Annotated in this window: 13 protein-coding genes; 2 read left to right on the forward strand and 11 right to left on the reverse strand. The window is 37.1% G+C overall.

Features of this window, described 5'->3' with window-relative positions; translation table 11 throughout:
• Positions 1–130: 130 nt before the first annotated feature.
• From IGJ55_RS11855 to IGJ55_RS11865, 3 genes are all read right to left on the reverse strand, one after another.
• A complete protein-coding gene (locus IGJ55_RS11855; RefSeq protein WP_430606545.1) occupies positions 131–1,351 on the reverse strand; it encodes a dicarboxylate/amino acid:cation symporter in 1,221 nt (406 codons plus the stop codon).
• Positions 1,352–1,423: 72 nt separating this feature from the next.
• A complete protein-coding gene (locus IGJ55_RS11860; protein WP_207121560.1) occupies positions 1,424–2,701 on the reverse strand; it encodes an MFS transporter in 1,278 nt (425 codons plus the stop codon).
• Positions 2,702–2,913: 212 nt separating this feature from the next.
• Positions 2,914–4,122 carry a pyridoxal-phosphate-dependent aminotransferase family protein gene (locus IGJ55_RS11865; RefSeq protein WP_069641045.1) on the reverse strand — a complete coding sequence of 403 codons (1,209 nt, stop codon included), beginning with the start codon at positions 4,120–4,122 and terminating at the stop codon, positions 2,914–2,916.
• Positions 4,123–4,578: 456 nt separating this feature from the next.
• Between IGJ55_RS11865 and IGJ55_RS11870 the strand changes: the two genes are divergently transcribed.
• Positions 4,579–6,219, forward strand: coding sequence for a PucR family transcriptional regulator (locus IGJ55_RS11870; protein ID WP_429949077.1), 1,641 nt, complete (start codon positions 4,579–4,581; stop codon positions 6,217–6,219).
• A 57-nt stretch (positions 6,220–6,276) separates the two neighbouring features.
• Here IGJ55_RS11870 and arcC read toward each other — a convergent pair whose 3' ends face one another.
• From arcC to allC, 8 genes are all read right to left on the reverse strand, one after another.
• Positions 6,277–7,215, reverse strand: a complete 939-nt coding sequence (gene arcC, locus IGJ55_RS11875) for a carbamate kinase (protein ID WP_069641043.1) — start codon at positions 7,213–7,215, stop codon at positions 6,277–6,279.
• A 12-nt stretch (positions 7,216–7,227) separates the two neighbouring features.
• Positions 7,228–8,076, reverse strand: coding sequence for a DUF2877 domain-containing protein (locus IGJ55_RS11880; protein WP_429949075.1), 849 nt, complete (start codon positions 8,074–8,076; stop codon positions 7,228–7,230).
• Positions 8,077–8,089: 13 nt separating this feature from the next.
• Positions 8,090–9,358, reverse strand: a complete 1,269-nt coding sequence (locus tag IGJ55_RS11885) for a DUF1116 domain-containing protein (protein WP_430606547.1) — start codon at positions 9,356–9,358, stop codon at positions 8,090–8,092.
• Between the two features lie 136 nt (positions 9,359–9,494).
• Positions 9,495–11,252: an acyl-CoA synthetase FdrA gene (fdrA, locus tag IGJ55_RS11890; RefSeq protein WP_429949073.1), complete on the reverse strand. Its 1,758-nt coding sequence runs from the start codon at positions 11,250–11,252 to the stop codon at positions 9,495–9,497.
• Between the two features lie 119 nt (positions 11,253–11,371).
• The gene (allD, locus tag IGJ55_RS11895) at positions 11,372–12,421 is read right to left on the reverse strand and encodes an ureidoglycolate dehydrogenase (protein WP_430606548.1); all 1,050 of its coding nucleotides are present in this window, start codon (positions 12,419–12,421) and stop codon (positions 11,372–11,374) included.
• A 296-nt stretch (positions 12,422–12,717) separates the two neighbouring features.
• Positions 12,718–13,785 (reverse strand): ureidoglycolate dehydrogenase, encoded by a 1,068-nt coding sequence (allD, locus tag IGJ55_RS11900; protein WP_430606549.1) that lies wholly within the window; start codon positions 13,783–13,785, stop codon positions 12,718–12,720.
• A gap of 23 nt (positions 13,786–13,808) precedes the next feature.
• The gene (allE, locus tag IGJ55_RS11905; RefSeq protein ID WP_429949072.1) at positions 13,809–14,594 is read right to left on the reverse strand and encodes a (S)-ureidoglycine aminohydrolase; all 786 of its coding nucleotides are present in this window, start codon (positions 14,592–14,594) and stop codon (positions 13,809–13,811) included.
• 21 nt (positions 14,595–14,615) lie between these two features.
• Positions 14,616–15,842, reverse strand: coding sequence for an allantoate deiminase (gene allC / locus IGJ55_RS11910; protein WP_430606550.1), 1,227 nt, complete (start codon positions 15,840–15,842; stop codon positions 14,616–14,618).
• 263 nt (positions 15,843–16,105) lie between these two features.
• Between allC and IGJ55_RS11915 the strand changes: the two genes are divergently transcribed.
• On the forward strand, positions 16,106–16,969 hold the full coding sequence (locus IGJ55_RS11915) for an alpha/beta hydrolase (protein WP_430606551.1): 864 nt from the start codon (positions 16,106–16,108) through the stop codon (positions 16,967–16,969).
• Position 16,970: the final 1 nt, after the last annotated feature.

Raw genomic sequence — 16,970 nt, forward strand, 5'->3', positions numbered from 1 at the left:
TTACTGCTTAAACTTAAATATTGAAAGAATCTTTTCTACTAGTATAAAATAACCCTTGAAAATTGGCTATTAACTCTAACTTTCAAGGGTTTATTTCATTTTGAGTACTATTGATCTTGTCTTTTAAAGGTTACGAGTTAAAGATCTCATAATCTAATTCTTTCTCATCAGCTGCAATGATCAACGCGACGGTTGTATCTGCATCAACATTCAGCAATGTCCGAAACATTCCAGAGAACCAGTCAATTCCTGCAAGTAGTGCAATACTTTCAGTTGGTAATCCTAGCATCGGCATAACTGTAGCTAGTGCCACTAAACCACCACCAGGCACCACCACTGTACCTAAACAAGCTAAAGTTGATAATAGCACAGCCTTAATTAATTCCCCAATCCCCATTTGAATATTATAGAATTGAGCAAATGTTACGATAGCTAGCGATAAAAACATTGCCAGACCATTACTATTCAAAGTCATCCCTAAAGGCAGAACTAATTTTGAAATTCGATCACTGATTCCCAATTTGTCTCTACCGTCTTCGATCTGAATAGGTAAAGTAATCGCTGAAGATGTTGTTGTAAACGCAACAATTGACATTCTCCACATATTTTGTGCTAATTTTTTCACACTAACTTTACAATAGAAAGCTGTTATTAATAACCAAACGATTAAAAATAATAATGCGCTGACTGCCAGTGTTAGTAAAAATTTCATCAAGGTTATCAAAACACCTGTGCCAATCGTCCCTATCACTGGAGCAATCAAGCAAAAAATACCAATTAGGGCAAGTTTCATGATCAATGTTACCATTTTCAAAATAACATTGTTAAATGCTGAAACACCATCCAGTAGAATTGAATTTTTATCTTTGTCTTTGATTAGACTCAATGCTAATCCAAATAATAAAGAAAAAATGATTACTTGGATCATATTCGCTTGTGCCATTGCTTCAATAATGTTTTTGGGAATAAAATCAATAATGATTTCTTGTAAACTCTCCGTACTCGCCTTGATTGATCCTGCTTCAAAACCACTAACTTCTAACCCTTTTCCAGGTTGAATCAATAAGCCAAACAAAACACCAATAATTGCGGCCAAAATAGTCGAACCCATAAACCAGACAAATACTTTCAAGCCAATTTTTCCAAGTTCTTTTGCTTCTAAACTACCAACTGCTTCAATAACTGCGCCCATGATCAAAACGACCACAGACATCTGAATCAATCGTAGAAACACATCCCCGATGACTTTGAATGATTCGACTTTTTCTTGAAAGATGATCCCCACTATAACCCCTAATATAGTGGCGATCATCACTTGATTTGTCATACTTATGTTGCGAATTTTTTTCATAACTAGGTTCCTCACTTTTAAGATACCAACTGATGACTTAAGACATAACTAGTTATTAGACATCATTTCGAGTTAAATTTTTTGTTTCTTATTTAAATTTGCTAATAAGAATAGAATTGTCCCAACTACCAATAGGATAACTGAAATATAAAAGCCCATTACTTTTGAACCAGTTGCATCTGAAATAGAACCTGTTAATGTTGGTGCAATAACGGATGACATCATTCCGAAAAAGTTGAATACGCCAAGTGTTGTACCAATACCGACTTTAGGTGCATTCTCACCAAGCCATGAAATGATAATTGGTTCTACTGCAAGTTTTCCTAAAAATCCGTATAAAATCAAACTAATCAATAAAAACGTTGAATTAGTCGCTTGAACTGTAAATAGTAACATTGCAGCAGCTAAAAGTTCTAAAATTACAATAAATTGAACTTTTTTATGCATGTATTTATCTGCTAAACGACTAAAGAATAAAGCGCCAGGAATTGAGGCAAACGCCACTAATGAGGCAGAAAAACCAATTGCGGCACCTTCAAACCCACGTTCTGTACCTAAGAAATTTGGTAACCAAGTAACAGTCATATAGTAACCATAACAAGTTGCAAAGTATAAAATATAAGCAAATAACATTTTTGGTGCAAATAATTTTTTAATCGATACATTTTCTTTTTCTACAACAGCTGCTTCTTCTGTCACTTTAGCAACTTCTGCCGCTTCTGCTGCTTCTGATTGTGCTAAAAATTCAGCATCTTCTTTATTATTACGAATAATTGCAATAAACGCTACTAACATCACAGCAATCAAGGCTACTGAAATATACATCATTGTTTGCCAAGGGAACTGTAATTGAACAACTAAGAAACTAGATAAAATCAATCCTAATCCTGAACCAACTGCTGAACCACTGTTTACAATAGCAGTAGAAAAGCTTCTTTTTTCTTTAGGAATATTTTGAGATGTTAATGAATAAGCTGAACCATAAAATGATCCACAACCTAAACCAGCTAAAACACTCCCAACATATATCATTGAAATGCTTGTCGCTTGCGAAATCAACAAAGCGGCTAGTCCAAAAACAATAAAGCCTGGAATTAAGACTTTTTTCTTTCCAATCTTATCAACTAAAAATCCTGCTGGAATTTGCATTGCAACATACCCGAAGAAGTAACAAGTTGAAATAAAGCCTAGTGCTGTATCCGAGATACCTCCACCAAGTGACGCATTGATTTGTGGATAGGCAGGTGATAAAGCTGAACGATATACCCAGATCGTTACCCAACCAGCACATAATAAAATGACGATTTTTTTCCAATAATCCATTCCCGAACTCTTAACTTTTGCATCCATGTCTTTTCCTCCATTTGTTATTTTTTATATAGGCAACGATAAAAATGTTTGTGCATTTTATTCTAAACTATATAAACAAACAACTTCTTAATTCATTTCAATTGTAAGCGGTAGCAAACTTTCAAGCATCATTGTTTTTCACAAACTTGTCAAAAAGTTTGTGCAAAACGAACAATCACTTGTTCTTTTACACAAACAATTTACATTTATTTCTAATTTTTATAAATCATTAATGCAGCTTTAACGGCTTCACCTTTAACAATATCCGCACCATAATAATTAAGCGCACCTTCTAAAGCCGATAATACATGAAGTACATTCGCTTTTCTGCTGCTATAGCCCATATTGCCGATACGCCAAACTTTCCCTTGAAGCGCACCAAAAGACGATGCAATTTCTACTTCGAATTCATCTAGCATCAATGAACGAACTTTTTCACCATCGATTCCTTCTGGAATCATGATTGGTGTAACTGTAGGCATTTTTGTGGATAAATCTCCATAAAAACCTAAACCCATAGCTTTGATCCCCGCAATAATTGCTTGATCATTCTGAGCATGACGAGCGTATACCTGATCCATTCCTTCCTGAATCATCATTCTCAATCCTTCATGTAAGCCGTAAATCATGCTTGTCGCTTCAGTATGATGATTGATTCGTTCTTCACTCCAATAGCGTTGTAATTGACTTAAATCAAGGTAATTACTGCTGATATGATTATCATTGCGGATGTCTTTACTTAAACCTAATTCTTTTTGATAGCGACTAGTCAATACTTTTTCTACGCGGTCGTTATAAGTGATCAAAGACAAACCAGAAGGCACACTCACACATTTTTGCGTTCCTGCAATTGCGATATCAACGCCCCACGCATCCACTTCAATAGGAACGCCACCGTATGTTGCCACCATATCTACAACGAAGAAAACTTCGTTTGCTTGGCAATATTGTCCGATTTTTTCCATTGCTTGCATTTGTCCATTTGCAGTTTCTCCATGAACCATTGCAACAATTTTTGGTTGGAATTTTTCAATTTCCTTAATCACCGTCTCTTGATCGAATGGTGCATCCCATTCTTTTTCAAGATAATGGATTTCAGCCTGAGCTCGCTCACAAATTTCTCCTAAAAGATAAGCAAATCGTCCATAAACTGGAATCAAAACCTTATCTCCTGGTTCGATCAATGCAATCAAAGCAGCTTCTAATCCAGAACGTGACGTGCCATCAACTGCAAAAGCTTGCTTATTTTTAGTACCGAAAGGAATTTTGATCATTTCTTTCACTTCATCCATAATTTTTAGAAAAGCTGGATCAAACTGTCCTAAAATCGATGCAGACATTGCTCTTAATGCCACAGGATGAGCCTCGACTGGTCCTGGTGTCATGATTGTTCTATTTGGTACTGATATTTCTGAAAACATAACTATTCCTCTTTTCCGTTTTAATTTCATCCTACCTTTATATCAAAAAAAGTCATTGGCACATTTGAATAAAAAAATTGAATTTTCGGTCATTTCGTACAAACCTTTCTTGAATCTGCATACGCTATCATTTAGAATAAAGATAGACTAAAAATACAATACGATATAAACTGATAGTTAACGTAATTTATTGATGTCATATCTAGCTTCAAGAATCACTCTATCGAAAAAAGATGAAATCCACTTGTGTCAAAAATCGACACATTCGTTTTTCCCTATTTTTCAGTCGAGTCTTTACGAGCTCATTCAGCTTTTATCTTTATCTAGCTTCAAGAGCTAGACTCTCGAAAAAAAGATGAAATACGCTTGTGTCAAAAATCGACACATTCGTTTTTCCCTATTTTTCAGTCGAGTCTTTACGAGCTCATTCAGCTTTTATTATTAGGAGGAAATCCATTGACTACTTTAGAAGATTTATTGAAAATACCAAGATTTTCCGATCTAAAATTATTAACACATCCGACAAAAGCTAATACGATTGTTGAAAGTATCGAAATTTCTGAAACGCCTGATGTGGCAGGTTTTATTCCTAAGAAAATTTTTCTTTTAACAACTGCAATGGTCTATAAAGAGAATCAAAAAGAATTGATCACCTTGATTGATTCTTTAAAAGAACAGGAAGCCGCTGGGATTGGTATTAAAGTCGGTCGCTTTATCGAAACAATTGATCCTGAGGTGGTCGCTTATGCAAATGAAGTTGATTTTCCAATTGTTCAAGTTCCAAGCACTCAGCCTTTAGGTGGTCTATTACATCAATTGCTAAACTATTTGTGGGATACAAAGACAGAGCAATTAAGCTACGCTTTAGATATCCAAAAACGCTTTTCTAATCTATTGATTCATGATGTAAGCATCGCACGTTTTGTCGCAGATTTTGGAAAAATGATCAATACACCAGTGATTTTACTTAGTCCTTATCGTAAAGTTATCGCTCATTCGAAGCACTTTACGCAAACATCAAAACCTGCAGAGTATTATGTTGAACAGCTTATTAACAAATATGATTGCTGGAGCGAGGATAGTCATGCTTCATTTGTGATCAAAGATTTAAACCAGTCTACCTTGCAGATTGCTGGATTTCCAGTGACTGTAAATAGTTATTTCCCGCACTATCTGCTCGTTCTAAACCCCGAACAAGTGCCCTATCCAATGTCAGAATTTGCAGTAGAACAAGCTGGTCTCGTTTTATCCTTTATGCTGTACAAAAACCAAAAAATCCAAGAATCGCTTGATTTTCTTAAAAGTGATTTTCTAGCTCAGCTGGTTGAATACCAACAGACACCTCATCAAACCAGACGTGATTGGCTTGATCTTGGAGCAAATTATGGTTTAAAGAAAAGTACGCAATATCAAATTGTATATGCAGTTTGTAGTCAAACCACAACAACTGCTACCAAAATCAAATACCAACAAGAAGAAAGCGATGTGGCTTTTCAATGGTTGCAAGAGACATTACCATTAAGAATCAAACATATTAGTATTTTCAAAGTAAAAAATACGAACCATCTCGCGATTCTAATTCAAAGTAGAGTGGATGATTTAGAGAAAATTTTACAAGAATTGTCTTTAGAATTATCTGAAAAATTGCCCATTACTTTAACATTTGCTTTAGGAAATTTATATGAAACGATTGAACAGATCGCTAGTTCCTTTATCGAAGCAAAAACAGCCTATGAAGAAATGCTGACGATGACAAGTAGCATACTAACGCACCGCTATCATCCCAAGGGAATGAAAAGCTTATTTGAAAAAATGAGTTTAGAAGATATTCATTATTTCTGTGAGAGTACTTTAAAAGAACTGGCCTATCCTGTTGAGGATTCGTTCATTGAACTTCGTAAAACATTACAATGTTACTTGAGTTTTCAATGCGAGATTTCAAAAACGGCGAAAGAAATGTATTTACACCGTAATACCATCAAATACAGAATCGATCACTGTGCTAAACTCCTAGGTAAAAGTATTCAAGATCCAACAAATAGCTTGAATCTACGCTTAGCGTTAGAATTGTCCGAACGATCAAATCAGCATCAATAACGAAAATAGAAGTTGGAAGAAACCAGATGATTTCTTCCAACTTCTATTTATATTTTCTTATCCTGTGATTCTTGTTCCCGCTCTACCTAATAACGCTTGATCAGCCTCTTCCAATGAGCAAATAATCGCAGTTTTTCCTTGTGCAGCAAAACCAATTGCAGCTTCCATTTTTGGTCCCATGCTGCCATCAGCAAAATGACCTTCATCCATATATTGTTGTGCTTGTTTGACAGAAATCGTTTCTAGTTTTTCTTGATTTTCTTTACCGTAATTGATATAAACATTACTCACGTCTGTTAGCATCATAAAGACATTGGCATCAACTTGTTCTGCTAGTTTTTTACCTGTACGATCTTTATCAATCACCGCTTCGATTCCTTTTAACAACCCATCTTGATCACGAACAACGGGAATTCCACCGCCACCACCTGCAATCACGATTGTATTTCGGCTTAATAAATGAACGATTGCATCTACACCATGAATCGCTTTTGGTTGCGGTGAAGGAACGACACGACGATAGCCGCGACCAGCATCTTCCATCATTACCCAGTTTTTTTCTTGTTCCATTTTTTTCGCTTCTGCTTCTGAATAAAAAATTCCGATTGGTTTGTTCGGATTATTAAAAGCTTCATCTTCAGCTGAAACCTCAGTTTGAGTAAGTAATGAGATGACGTTACTTGTTAATCCTTTTGTTTCCAACGAATTTTTCAAACTTTGTTCTAACATATAACCGATAAACCCTTGTGATTCTGCATTACAAACGTCTAAAGGAAACGGTGGAACGATATCTTTGGCTTCTTCATTTTGTCTTAAAATATTCCCAACCTGTGGACCATTCCCATGTGTTAAAACGATTTCATAATCAATTTCTTCTATTTTTGCTACCAGCTCAGCGCTGACTTTAACATTCTCTAATTGTACCTCAAGTGTTGCCTCTTGATTTGGTTTTAAAATTGCATTGCCTCCCAATGCGATCACGACACGATTTGCCATAAAAATCCTCCTTCAATTAATGCTTAGTAATTTGATTGTAGTGATTAAGCCTGCTAATAAATCAACACCAGACGTGTGTCCGACTGACAGAATTGCTTTAACGTTCTTTTCAATTTGTTCTTCGCTGCTATCGATCGTTAACGAGCCAACTAAATGAAGAACAGGTTCACTAAAACGAGCTGATAATGCGCATAACAAATAGTGCTTGCTGATATCTGTTGTTAAAGACTGTTCTGACAACAGTTCAGTAAGTAATAGATTATTCAAACTATCATTTTCTTGTTCTAATAAAAATCTTGCAGCAAGGTGGCCAACAATCATATCATCGCCAGAAGGCGTTAAGCCCATCCCTCTACCCAAAAGAAATTCTAATCCTAACTTTTGTTGTGAATCTGCTTTTGAACACAGCTGTTTTACAGCCTGGCTAAATGGCTCTTTTGCTGCTATAAACGCAACTAAAGTATTTTGACTGCCCGTTTTTTCTTCTAATTTATCTACACATGAAAATAGCTTTTCTTGACTTTCAATTCGCATATCTGCTGATTTTTGCATAACAGAAGAATAGCGCTTAGCATGCATCAAGAATAAATGATTGCGGGAAAATTGAAGTGTATTTTGACGCCAACTTATTCCTTCTCCAATGTCAATCGCTGCCAATAACGCTAAAAAGTCAGTTTTTTCTATATAAATACCATTTGGCATAAAAGGATAGTCAGTGGTCGTAATGACCACTAACTGTTTTTTCCTTTCGTCTTGTATATTGAAGCTATTTTTGTATTTACTGTGAACCTGCCATTTTTCTTGTTCAGCGTCACCTGTCACCAAGAGCGCTTGATCTATAAAACTAGCATTAATAAACAATTGTTTTCACCTTTTATTCTGTAAAACCTAATTTTTTCGCATAGGCTAAAACTGCTTTTTCAAAACAGTCGATTGGCGGCGTTACAGTGCCTGCTCCGATTTGACCTAAGCCTGCTTTTTTATTGGCGATCCCTGTATTGATTACGGGAAGAATTCCTGTTTCTACCACTTTTCGTGCATCGATTCCTAAACAAATTCCTTTAAAGTCCCATGTTGGAACTGGGAAATTTGGATTTGTATCAATACAAATTTCTGTCATCTCATTACTAGTATTCAATGCATCGTAGAATCCGCCTGAACCTACAAAACGAGTTACAGCAGGTGCTGCGATCATCGCCATACCACCAACACCAAACGTTTCAGTGATAGCACTGTCTCCCATATCAGGAGCCGCATCTGCTTCACTAAATCCAGAGAAATATAAGCCTTGAGGTGTATTGACTGGTCCTGTAAACCATTCATCCCCCATACCAGCAATACGAATACCAAACTCATATCCATTTCTACACATTGCCGTTACGATTGTTCCTTCTTGAATTTGTCTTGCACCATCCATGACAGCTTTCGCTGATGCCATCATGATGTTTAAGAAGAATTGATCGGTATCTGCTAAAAATTGAACAACTTCTTCACGCTTCGTTTGGTCAATTTCAGTCAACCCAAAGATGATTGGGGCCATTTCTTTCAAGAATGCTAATGATGCCGCAATGTTACGTTGATGGAACTCATCTCCCATAGCAATTGCTTTGGCAACTAATACATTGATGTTTAAGCCATCTTCTTTTGTTTTCAATGCTGCACTTAAAACAGGAGCTAAAGTATCTCTCATCCATCTTAAACGAGTGATTACTTCGTCAGAATATGCACCAAAACGTAGTACCGCGCCGATTCCTTCGTTCATTGTACAAAAAGCACGGTTACCGTCAGTTTTATTTTCAACAACTAAGACTGCCATGTTTCCTGAAGTGATACCACCCATTGGTCCAACCGCATTTACGTGATGACACGGAATTAATTTTACTTCACCAGATTCTAGCAATTTTCTGGCTTCTTCTTCTGTTTCACACCATTCTTCAAATAAAACTGCACCTACACAAGCGCCTTGAATTGGATCGACCATTTTATCGTAAGTAATTGGAGGACCTGCATGTAATAGGACTTTTCCTTCATTCAATTCTTCGATCACTGAATTTGCTGGGACTACATCTAATAAGAAAGGAGAACCAGCAACGATTTTTGCTGCTACCGCTTGGTTTGCCTCATCGATTGTTTTATATGCCATTTTGATTTTCCTCCGTTAAAAGCTGAATGAGCTTGATCAGCTCCGACTGAAAAATAGGAAAAATAGAATGTGGTGCTTTTTACCACAATCTATTTTTATCTTTTTTCTGAGGAGCTAGCTCAGTAAGCTGGATAATTTATTTTGCTAATGCTACTTTATTTAAGAATTGTAATGCTTTTTGCAGTGTAATGTTTCCGCCTGCAACTGGTTGCCAATCATATTGAACCACTTTACCACCATGATTGATGATGGCTTCTGAGAAGCTACGTAGGCCAACGTTGATAAATCCTTGATTTGTTAATAAAGCTAACATCGCTTCTGTTGGTTCAATTGCAACTGGATTCACTGCCGGTGCTGATTCAATTGCTTTATCTGTTTGAGTCAAGGGATGATCTAAAATAGCTAATGCTAAACGCACTGCTTGTGCATTACTATCGCAAAGGATCACACCAGCCTCTTTCATGATCGTTTCTTGTTCATGAATATTTTGGGGATCTTCGTCTGTCCCTACAATCGTACCGATCATAAATAATTCTCTTCCATCAGATGCCGCTTGAGCTTTGATCTCTTTGATGGTTGGTGCTAGTTCTTGCGCCATGTTGGCATGAGAACCATAACCTAATACAACATCTAAAAGAATGATTGCCGTTTCAGGATCTTGGCCCGCTTCTTCTAACATTTCTTTGCGTTTTGTTGGATCGATCATTGGATGAGGTTTTCCTTGTGTATAAACATCGTCACCTAAGTCAATGATTTCATGACCTTGATTTTGTAAGATAAAGCCTTCTGGTGCATGTTCGTCACCTGTTAATGCTAAACCTTCTTTGATCAACATTGCCGCTTCATAAGCAAGCGTTCCGCCAGAATATAAACCTTTAACATATTTTTGTTCAGGTTTGAAAGAATGAGCAGGAACAGTTAGTGTTTCTTTTACAGTTGTAACCGTTTCTTTATTTAATAATTGAACAGCTGTTTGAGCGGCTTCTTCTAATGTATAGGCACGATAAAGATTTTCTTCATGAGATGTTGGTTTTTCGCCTAGAAAAATCGTTACAGCAGGTTTTGAGATGCTTCTTAGAAGATTTAAGACTTCATCACGAACTTCTGGTGCAGGTGGTTTAGAGATCACAACAACCACTTCTGTATTAGGGTCTTTCTCTAATGTCATAATACTGTCTTTTAAAGTGATTCCGCCAATTTCAGCTTTTAAATCACGTCCGCCAGTCCCGATTGCATTCGTCACACCGCCACCTAATTTGTGGATGATCGTTGTTACTTCTTGAATCCCTGTTCCAGAAGCACCAACAACACCGATTTTCCCTTTACGAACAGCATTTGTAAAGGCTACAGGAATACCATTGATAATCCCAGTTCCGCAATCTGGTCCCATTAATAAAAGACCTGCATCATGTGCTTTTTCTTTTAGACGTTTTTCATCTTCAATAGCAACATTATCACTGAAGCAAAAAACATGTTTGCCTTCATCCAAAGCTTTTTCAATTTCAAGTGCTGCATGTGTTCCTGGAATAGAGAAGACAACCACGCCTGCATCTTTCCCAAGCTCAAAAGCTTTGTCCCAAGTTTTAACAACTTCTTCACCTGAGGCATCGCCGCCACCTTTTGTTTGTTCTTCTAAAAATACATCGATTTCAGTTAAAACTTGGTCGATCAATGAATCATCTTCAATATCTAACACGATTACCATGTCATTTGAAGAAGCTTTTTCTAGCTCATCTGTGTATAAACCACCTGTTTTAAAGATGTCTTTATTTGCAGGTGTCCCCATCATAACGGAAACATTGTGAACACCATCGATTGTATTTAATTTGTTGGTTAATAGCATCAATACGATTGAATCTTGATAGCTATTTGCTTTAATAATTGTATGCAGCATTGAAATTCCTCCATTTGATTAAAAGTGTAACGGACTTACTATGTTTCGACTGAAAAATAAGAAAAATCGACTATGCCGTTTTTTGTCTCATTCGGTTGCTATCTTTTTTTGCAAAAAGATTATTCCGCAAACTTATTTTTGTGATCATAACGATCATAATGAATGTCATCACTGACTAGATATTCGTAAATATCATCTACGATTTCAATTCCATTTTCTTCATAATTTTTTTCACGTGCGCGCCCTCGTTCACCTGGATAATTAACCTCAGTAAAACCAGGACTCGGGCTGATTTCTTTTAATTCATCTAACATTGTTGAAATATTCTTTTTAAATACATCTAAACCAATGAAGAAATCTGGATTGATCACAATATGAAGCTGGCCTAGTTCACGACCTTTCGATAAATCATGATACATGGAAGAAACGTGTTTGCCAAATGGCACGCCTAGTAAAATCCCTGATAGAATATCGACCATCATCATCAAACCATATCCTTTTGGTCCAGCGATCGGAAGTAAAGCATTGACCGCTGTTGAATCAGTTGTCGGATTTCCTTTGGCATCAACTGCCCATGTATCAGGGATCGCTTCTTTTTTGGAACGAGCGTGAAGGATTTTCCCCCAAGCCTGAACAGTCGTCGCCATATCGAACGTTATGACACGGTCATCATTGCTAGGTGCTGCAAAGGCAATTGGATTTGTGCCAAAGTAAGGTTCACTTCCTCCAAACGGCACAACCATTGGGTCAGATTGGCAAACAGAAAGGGCGACCATATCTTGTGCTGCGGCCCTTTCTACATAATAGGCAAGCGCTCCGCTATGAGAGATGTTACGAACTCCTACAACAGCGACACCATTTTTCTTGGCCATTTCAATCGCTAAATCCATTGCTTTTTCTGCTGCTACAAAACCAGAACCGTTATCGCCTTCAAACATACCACAGCTAGGAGCTGTTTGGTTAAAAGAAAAAGTAGGATCATTCGTGATACCGCCTTTTGCTATTCTTTCCGAATAATATTCCACGCGCATTGCACCGTGGGAATGAATTCCTCTAGCATCTGCAAAGGTTAACACATCACTTACGATTCCTGCATGTTCCTCTGATAAACCAGCTTTCTGTATTTTATCTTTGATTAGTTGATGTAAATCCGCTTTTTTTACTCTCATTTTAAAACGCCTCCTTTTATTATCGGTAACAACGTTGCGCTTCGCTACACCTTGTACTTTTTAACATCAGTTCATTTCATTCACTGTGTTTCAAAGCAAAAGCGAAGCGGGCTCGTTCAGCTTCGACAGAAAAATAGGAAAAATTGACTGAGGTGCTTTGGGCCTCATTCAATTTTTATCTTTTTTCCGAGAAGCTAGCCCGCGTAGCTAGATACCATACGACAACAATTCTCCGCTTCGCTAATACTTATACAAACCAAACAACATTTTCGTGAAGCATCATAGTTCAACAAATTTTATTTTTTCTCACCAAATGCATTTGTATTTTCATATCGATCAAAATGAAGAGTATCACTCTTTAAATAGTCGTAGATATCCTTAACGATGTCGATACCATCTGTCATTGATTTTTCATAATTGAGTTGATTGATTTCTCCTGGATAATAGACTTGTTCAAATCCATCAGCTGCGGGAATTTCATGTAACTCTTCTACCATACCGTTCACAGATTCTTTGAACATCTCTAAATCAGTGAAACGTTTTGGATCGATCAAAATATACATTTGACCCACATTACGTCCTTTGCTTATATCGTCATACATTGAAGAAACGTGTTTGCCAAATGGTAAGCCTAAAAGCATACCAGATAAAATATCTACCATCATCATCAAACCGTAGCCCTTTGGTCCAGCAATCGGTAATAAGCCATTGACTTTGTGAGGATCAGTTGTTGGTTTACCGTCTTTATCAACTGCCCAGGTATTTGGAATATCTTTATTTTTAGAACGGGCATCTAAAACTTTTCCCCATGCTTGAACAGTTGTTGCCATATCGAAAACAACTGGATCATGACCTTGCCTAGGTGCTGCAAAGGCGATTGGGTTTGTCCCAAAGTAATTTTCTTTGCCACCAAATGGGACAACCATCGGATCAGATTGGCACATTGCAATAGCTATCAAATCTTGTTGCGCTGCTTTTTTTACATAATAAGACAGTGCTCCGCTATGGCTGATTTTAGAAATCCCAACAGCCGCAACGCCAGATTTTTTTGCCATATCAATCGCATAGTCAAGTCCCACATCCGCAACAAATTGCCCTGCACCATTTTTTCCATGAACGATTCCTGAACTTGGTCCAGTTTCTTCAAACTCAATCTTAGGATCAAGCGTTACGCCGCCTTTATCGATTTGTTCTGCATAGTATTCTACCCTAACGGCGCCATGTGAGTGGATACCGCATGCATCTGCAAATACCAAATGTGTCGCCACTTCATCTGCATGTTCTGGCTTTAAGCCAGCTGTCATTAATTTTTTTTCAATCAAATCATGCAATTCTTCTGGTTTCACTACAACAATTTCATTCATTCTTAAACTTCCTCTTCATCAAATTAAATTTCTGGATCACGGTTGCAATCTTTTGAATAAACATACATTAAAGGTTCATCACGTCCTACTGCGTAAGCTGCTTGTTGCACGTATGAACTCATAAAGATATAATCTCCTTTTTCGACTGGCATCCACTCATTATCTAAGTTATACATGCCTTGTCCAGAAAGTAAATAGGCGCCATGTTCTTGATAATGCGTTTCGATATAGCCGTGACTTGCTCCTGGTTCAAATGAAAGGATGTGGAAGTTCATATCAAAACCTAGATCTTTCGGTAAGAAATCCCATAAAAGAACGTCTTTCATGCCTTCGTATTCGATTGGCTCCATGTCATTTACATTGCCGACTACTTTGTGTGCTTCATAACCTTCTAATGGTTGGTAACGTTTTTTGTATAAGAAAATTTCTGTATCAGCATCTTGACCATTTTCTAGATACATTAACGTGCTAGCTGGTAAATATGCATAGCCGCCTTTTGTTAGTTTGTGTGTTTCAGTACCATCATTGACATTTAAAACACCGTCGATCACATAAACAATTGTTTCAACACCTTCGCCACCGAAGCCACGTTGATTGTTGCCATCTTTGTGCATTGTAATGATATAATCAACAAAATTGGCTCCTAATTGTTTTGACCCTAAAATCGAACAATCACAATTTTCAAAGCCAGGAATCACATTATTTACTAACCCATCATGTGGAATCAATGCATAATTATTTTTTTTGATAACGGCTCTAGATGATAATAATCCATCAAGATAGCCCGTTTGATTATTTTTATAACCCATTTCTATTTCTCCTACTTTCTCTTATTTATAAGCTAATTCATATAATGTGCTAGCCAATACTTTTACACCATTGACTAAATCATCAATGTCAGTAGCTTCAGCTGGATTATGGCTGATACCATTGATACTTGGTACAAAAATCATTGCTGTCGGAAAGTTTGGCGCGATGATTTGAGAATCATGTCCAGCTCCACTGTGCATTACTTTGTATTTCATATTTTCAGCTTTAGCTGCCGTTTCGATTGCCGTTACGATTTCTTCATTCATTGGAACTGGCGCTTCATCCATCCATAAGTCAATGTCGATTTCTAAACCGTGTTGCGCTGCAATATCTTTCATCAATTGTTCAATTTCTTGGGTAAAGGCGTGTAGCTCACCGCTGTCTGTATGGCGGCAATCCATTGTAAATAACACTTCACCTGGAACCACATTTACTGTATTTGGTTTGGGTTCAACTTTACCGAAAGTCAATACCAGTGGATCCCCCACTTCTAAAGCACGATCGATAGCTTGTGAACAGATCTTCGCAAAAGCATACACTGCATCTTTACGATACCCCATTGGTGTTGTACCAGCGTGATTTGCTTCACCTTTTAGAACGATCGTATAACGTTTTTGACCCGCGATGTTATTAACCACACCGATTTGTAATTGTTCTTTTTCAAGGACAGTTCCTTGTTCAATGTGGATTTCTACAAAAGCTTTGATATCATCTCTAGCTGCTTTGCTTTCATCTCTAAAGTCAAAACCGTGACGTTGCATTTCTTCTACAAATTTCAACCCTTCAAAATCAGCGATTTCAATAACGTCTTCTTTTTTCGCTTCTCCGACAAAGTTTTTACTACCCCAGAATACTGTTGGGAAACGACTGCCTTCTTCTTCAGCCATTGAAATGACTTCTAAAGAACGTTTCGGTTTACCATGTGTTTCTAATAAATATTGGATTGCAACGTACGCTGCAATGACCCCAAATTGACCATCTAAGTTACCACCGTTCACAACGGTATCAATATGTGAACCTGATAAAATGGTTTCTTCTGGATGCTCTGTACCTTCTACTCTACCAAAGAGGTTACCGATCTCATCAAATGAAGCGGTCATGCCGATAGCTTCCAATGTTTCTTTCACAGATTTTTGTGCTTCCAACCAGGAATCAGAATACAATAAACGGGTCATTCCGCCTGTTGGGTCGTTGCCAATACTAGATAAGTGATCGATATTTTCTTGTAAAACTTTTTTTAAATCCATTTGATACATCTCCCTCTTTTATTATCATAACCATTGTAAGCGGTTGCCAGTTTTCATACACTATCCACATTTCACAAATCAGCTCCTATCTTTGTGCGCTTTAAACATAAAGACTAGAGCTATTTGGGTTAAAATAGAAATAAGTTCGTGAAATTTTTAAAATTTACAGGTTAATTCTTTGAAAAAATGATAAAATGCCCTTAAGAAAAAATACCTATTGCTGCAAAACAAACCTGACCAATTTTTAAATGAGGAGGATCATTATGTTAAAACAAGAATTTTGTTATAGTCAATTCGATAATTTGAAATTATTTATGACCTATTACTCAGCTCAAAACAATTGTCAAACAAAAGCTACATTACTTTACTTCCACGGTGGTGGCTTGCTTTATGGACAACGAGATGATTTACCAGAAGTTTATTGTCAGCTTTTAACAGAAAATGGTTACAACGTATTGACCATTGATTATCCATTAGCACCTGAAGTCAAACTGCCAACTATTGTTAGTTATTTAAAAGAAGCAATTGATTGGTTCTTGAAGCATTATCAAATGACACTAGGTCTAGAACATTCGGATTATTTCTTGTTTGGACGTTCGGCTGGTGGTTTTCTGTCCTATCTATTATCTGCTCGTTATCCTTTCCCAGAGCAAAAAGGACTGATTAGTTTTTATGGCTATTATGATCTGATGAATCCTTCATTTAGTCAGCCTAGCAGTTATTACAATCAATTTCCTAAAATAGCCCCTTTGGCTGCCCAAGAGTTGATCTATCCTAACCCAATCGCAGAAGTTTCAATTAATGAACGTTTTTCACTTTATTTATCTGGTCGGCAATTTGGTAACTGGTTAAGTTATCTCGTCAGCTCACCTAGTGAAAAAGAAACATTCAGTTTAACTGATACTGAGCTTGCTGAACTTCCACCGGTATTTTTGGCTCATAGTTCAGCGGACCAAGATGTCCCAGTTGAACTATCACGCATTGCTAGCAGCAAAATCCCTAATGCCACTTATGAAGAAATTGAAGCTCTTCCTCATGATTTTGATGGAGACATTACTAAAAACGAAGGACTGCAAGCTTATCAAGCGTTAATCCTATGGCTAGATAAAACATTGAGCACTACTTAAT

The sequence above is a fragment of the Enterococcus sp. AZ170 genome, assembly GCF_050545135.1.
Taxonomy (GTDB): Bacteria; Bacillota; Bacilli; order Lactobacillales; family Enterococcaceae; genus Enterococcus_L; species Enterococcus_L ureilyticus.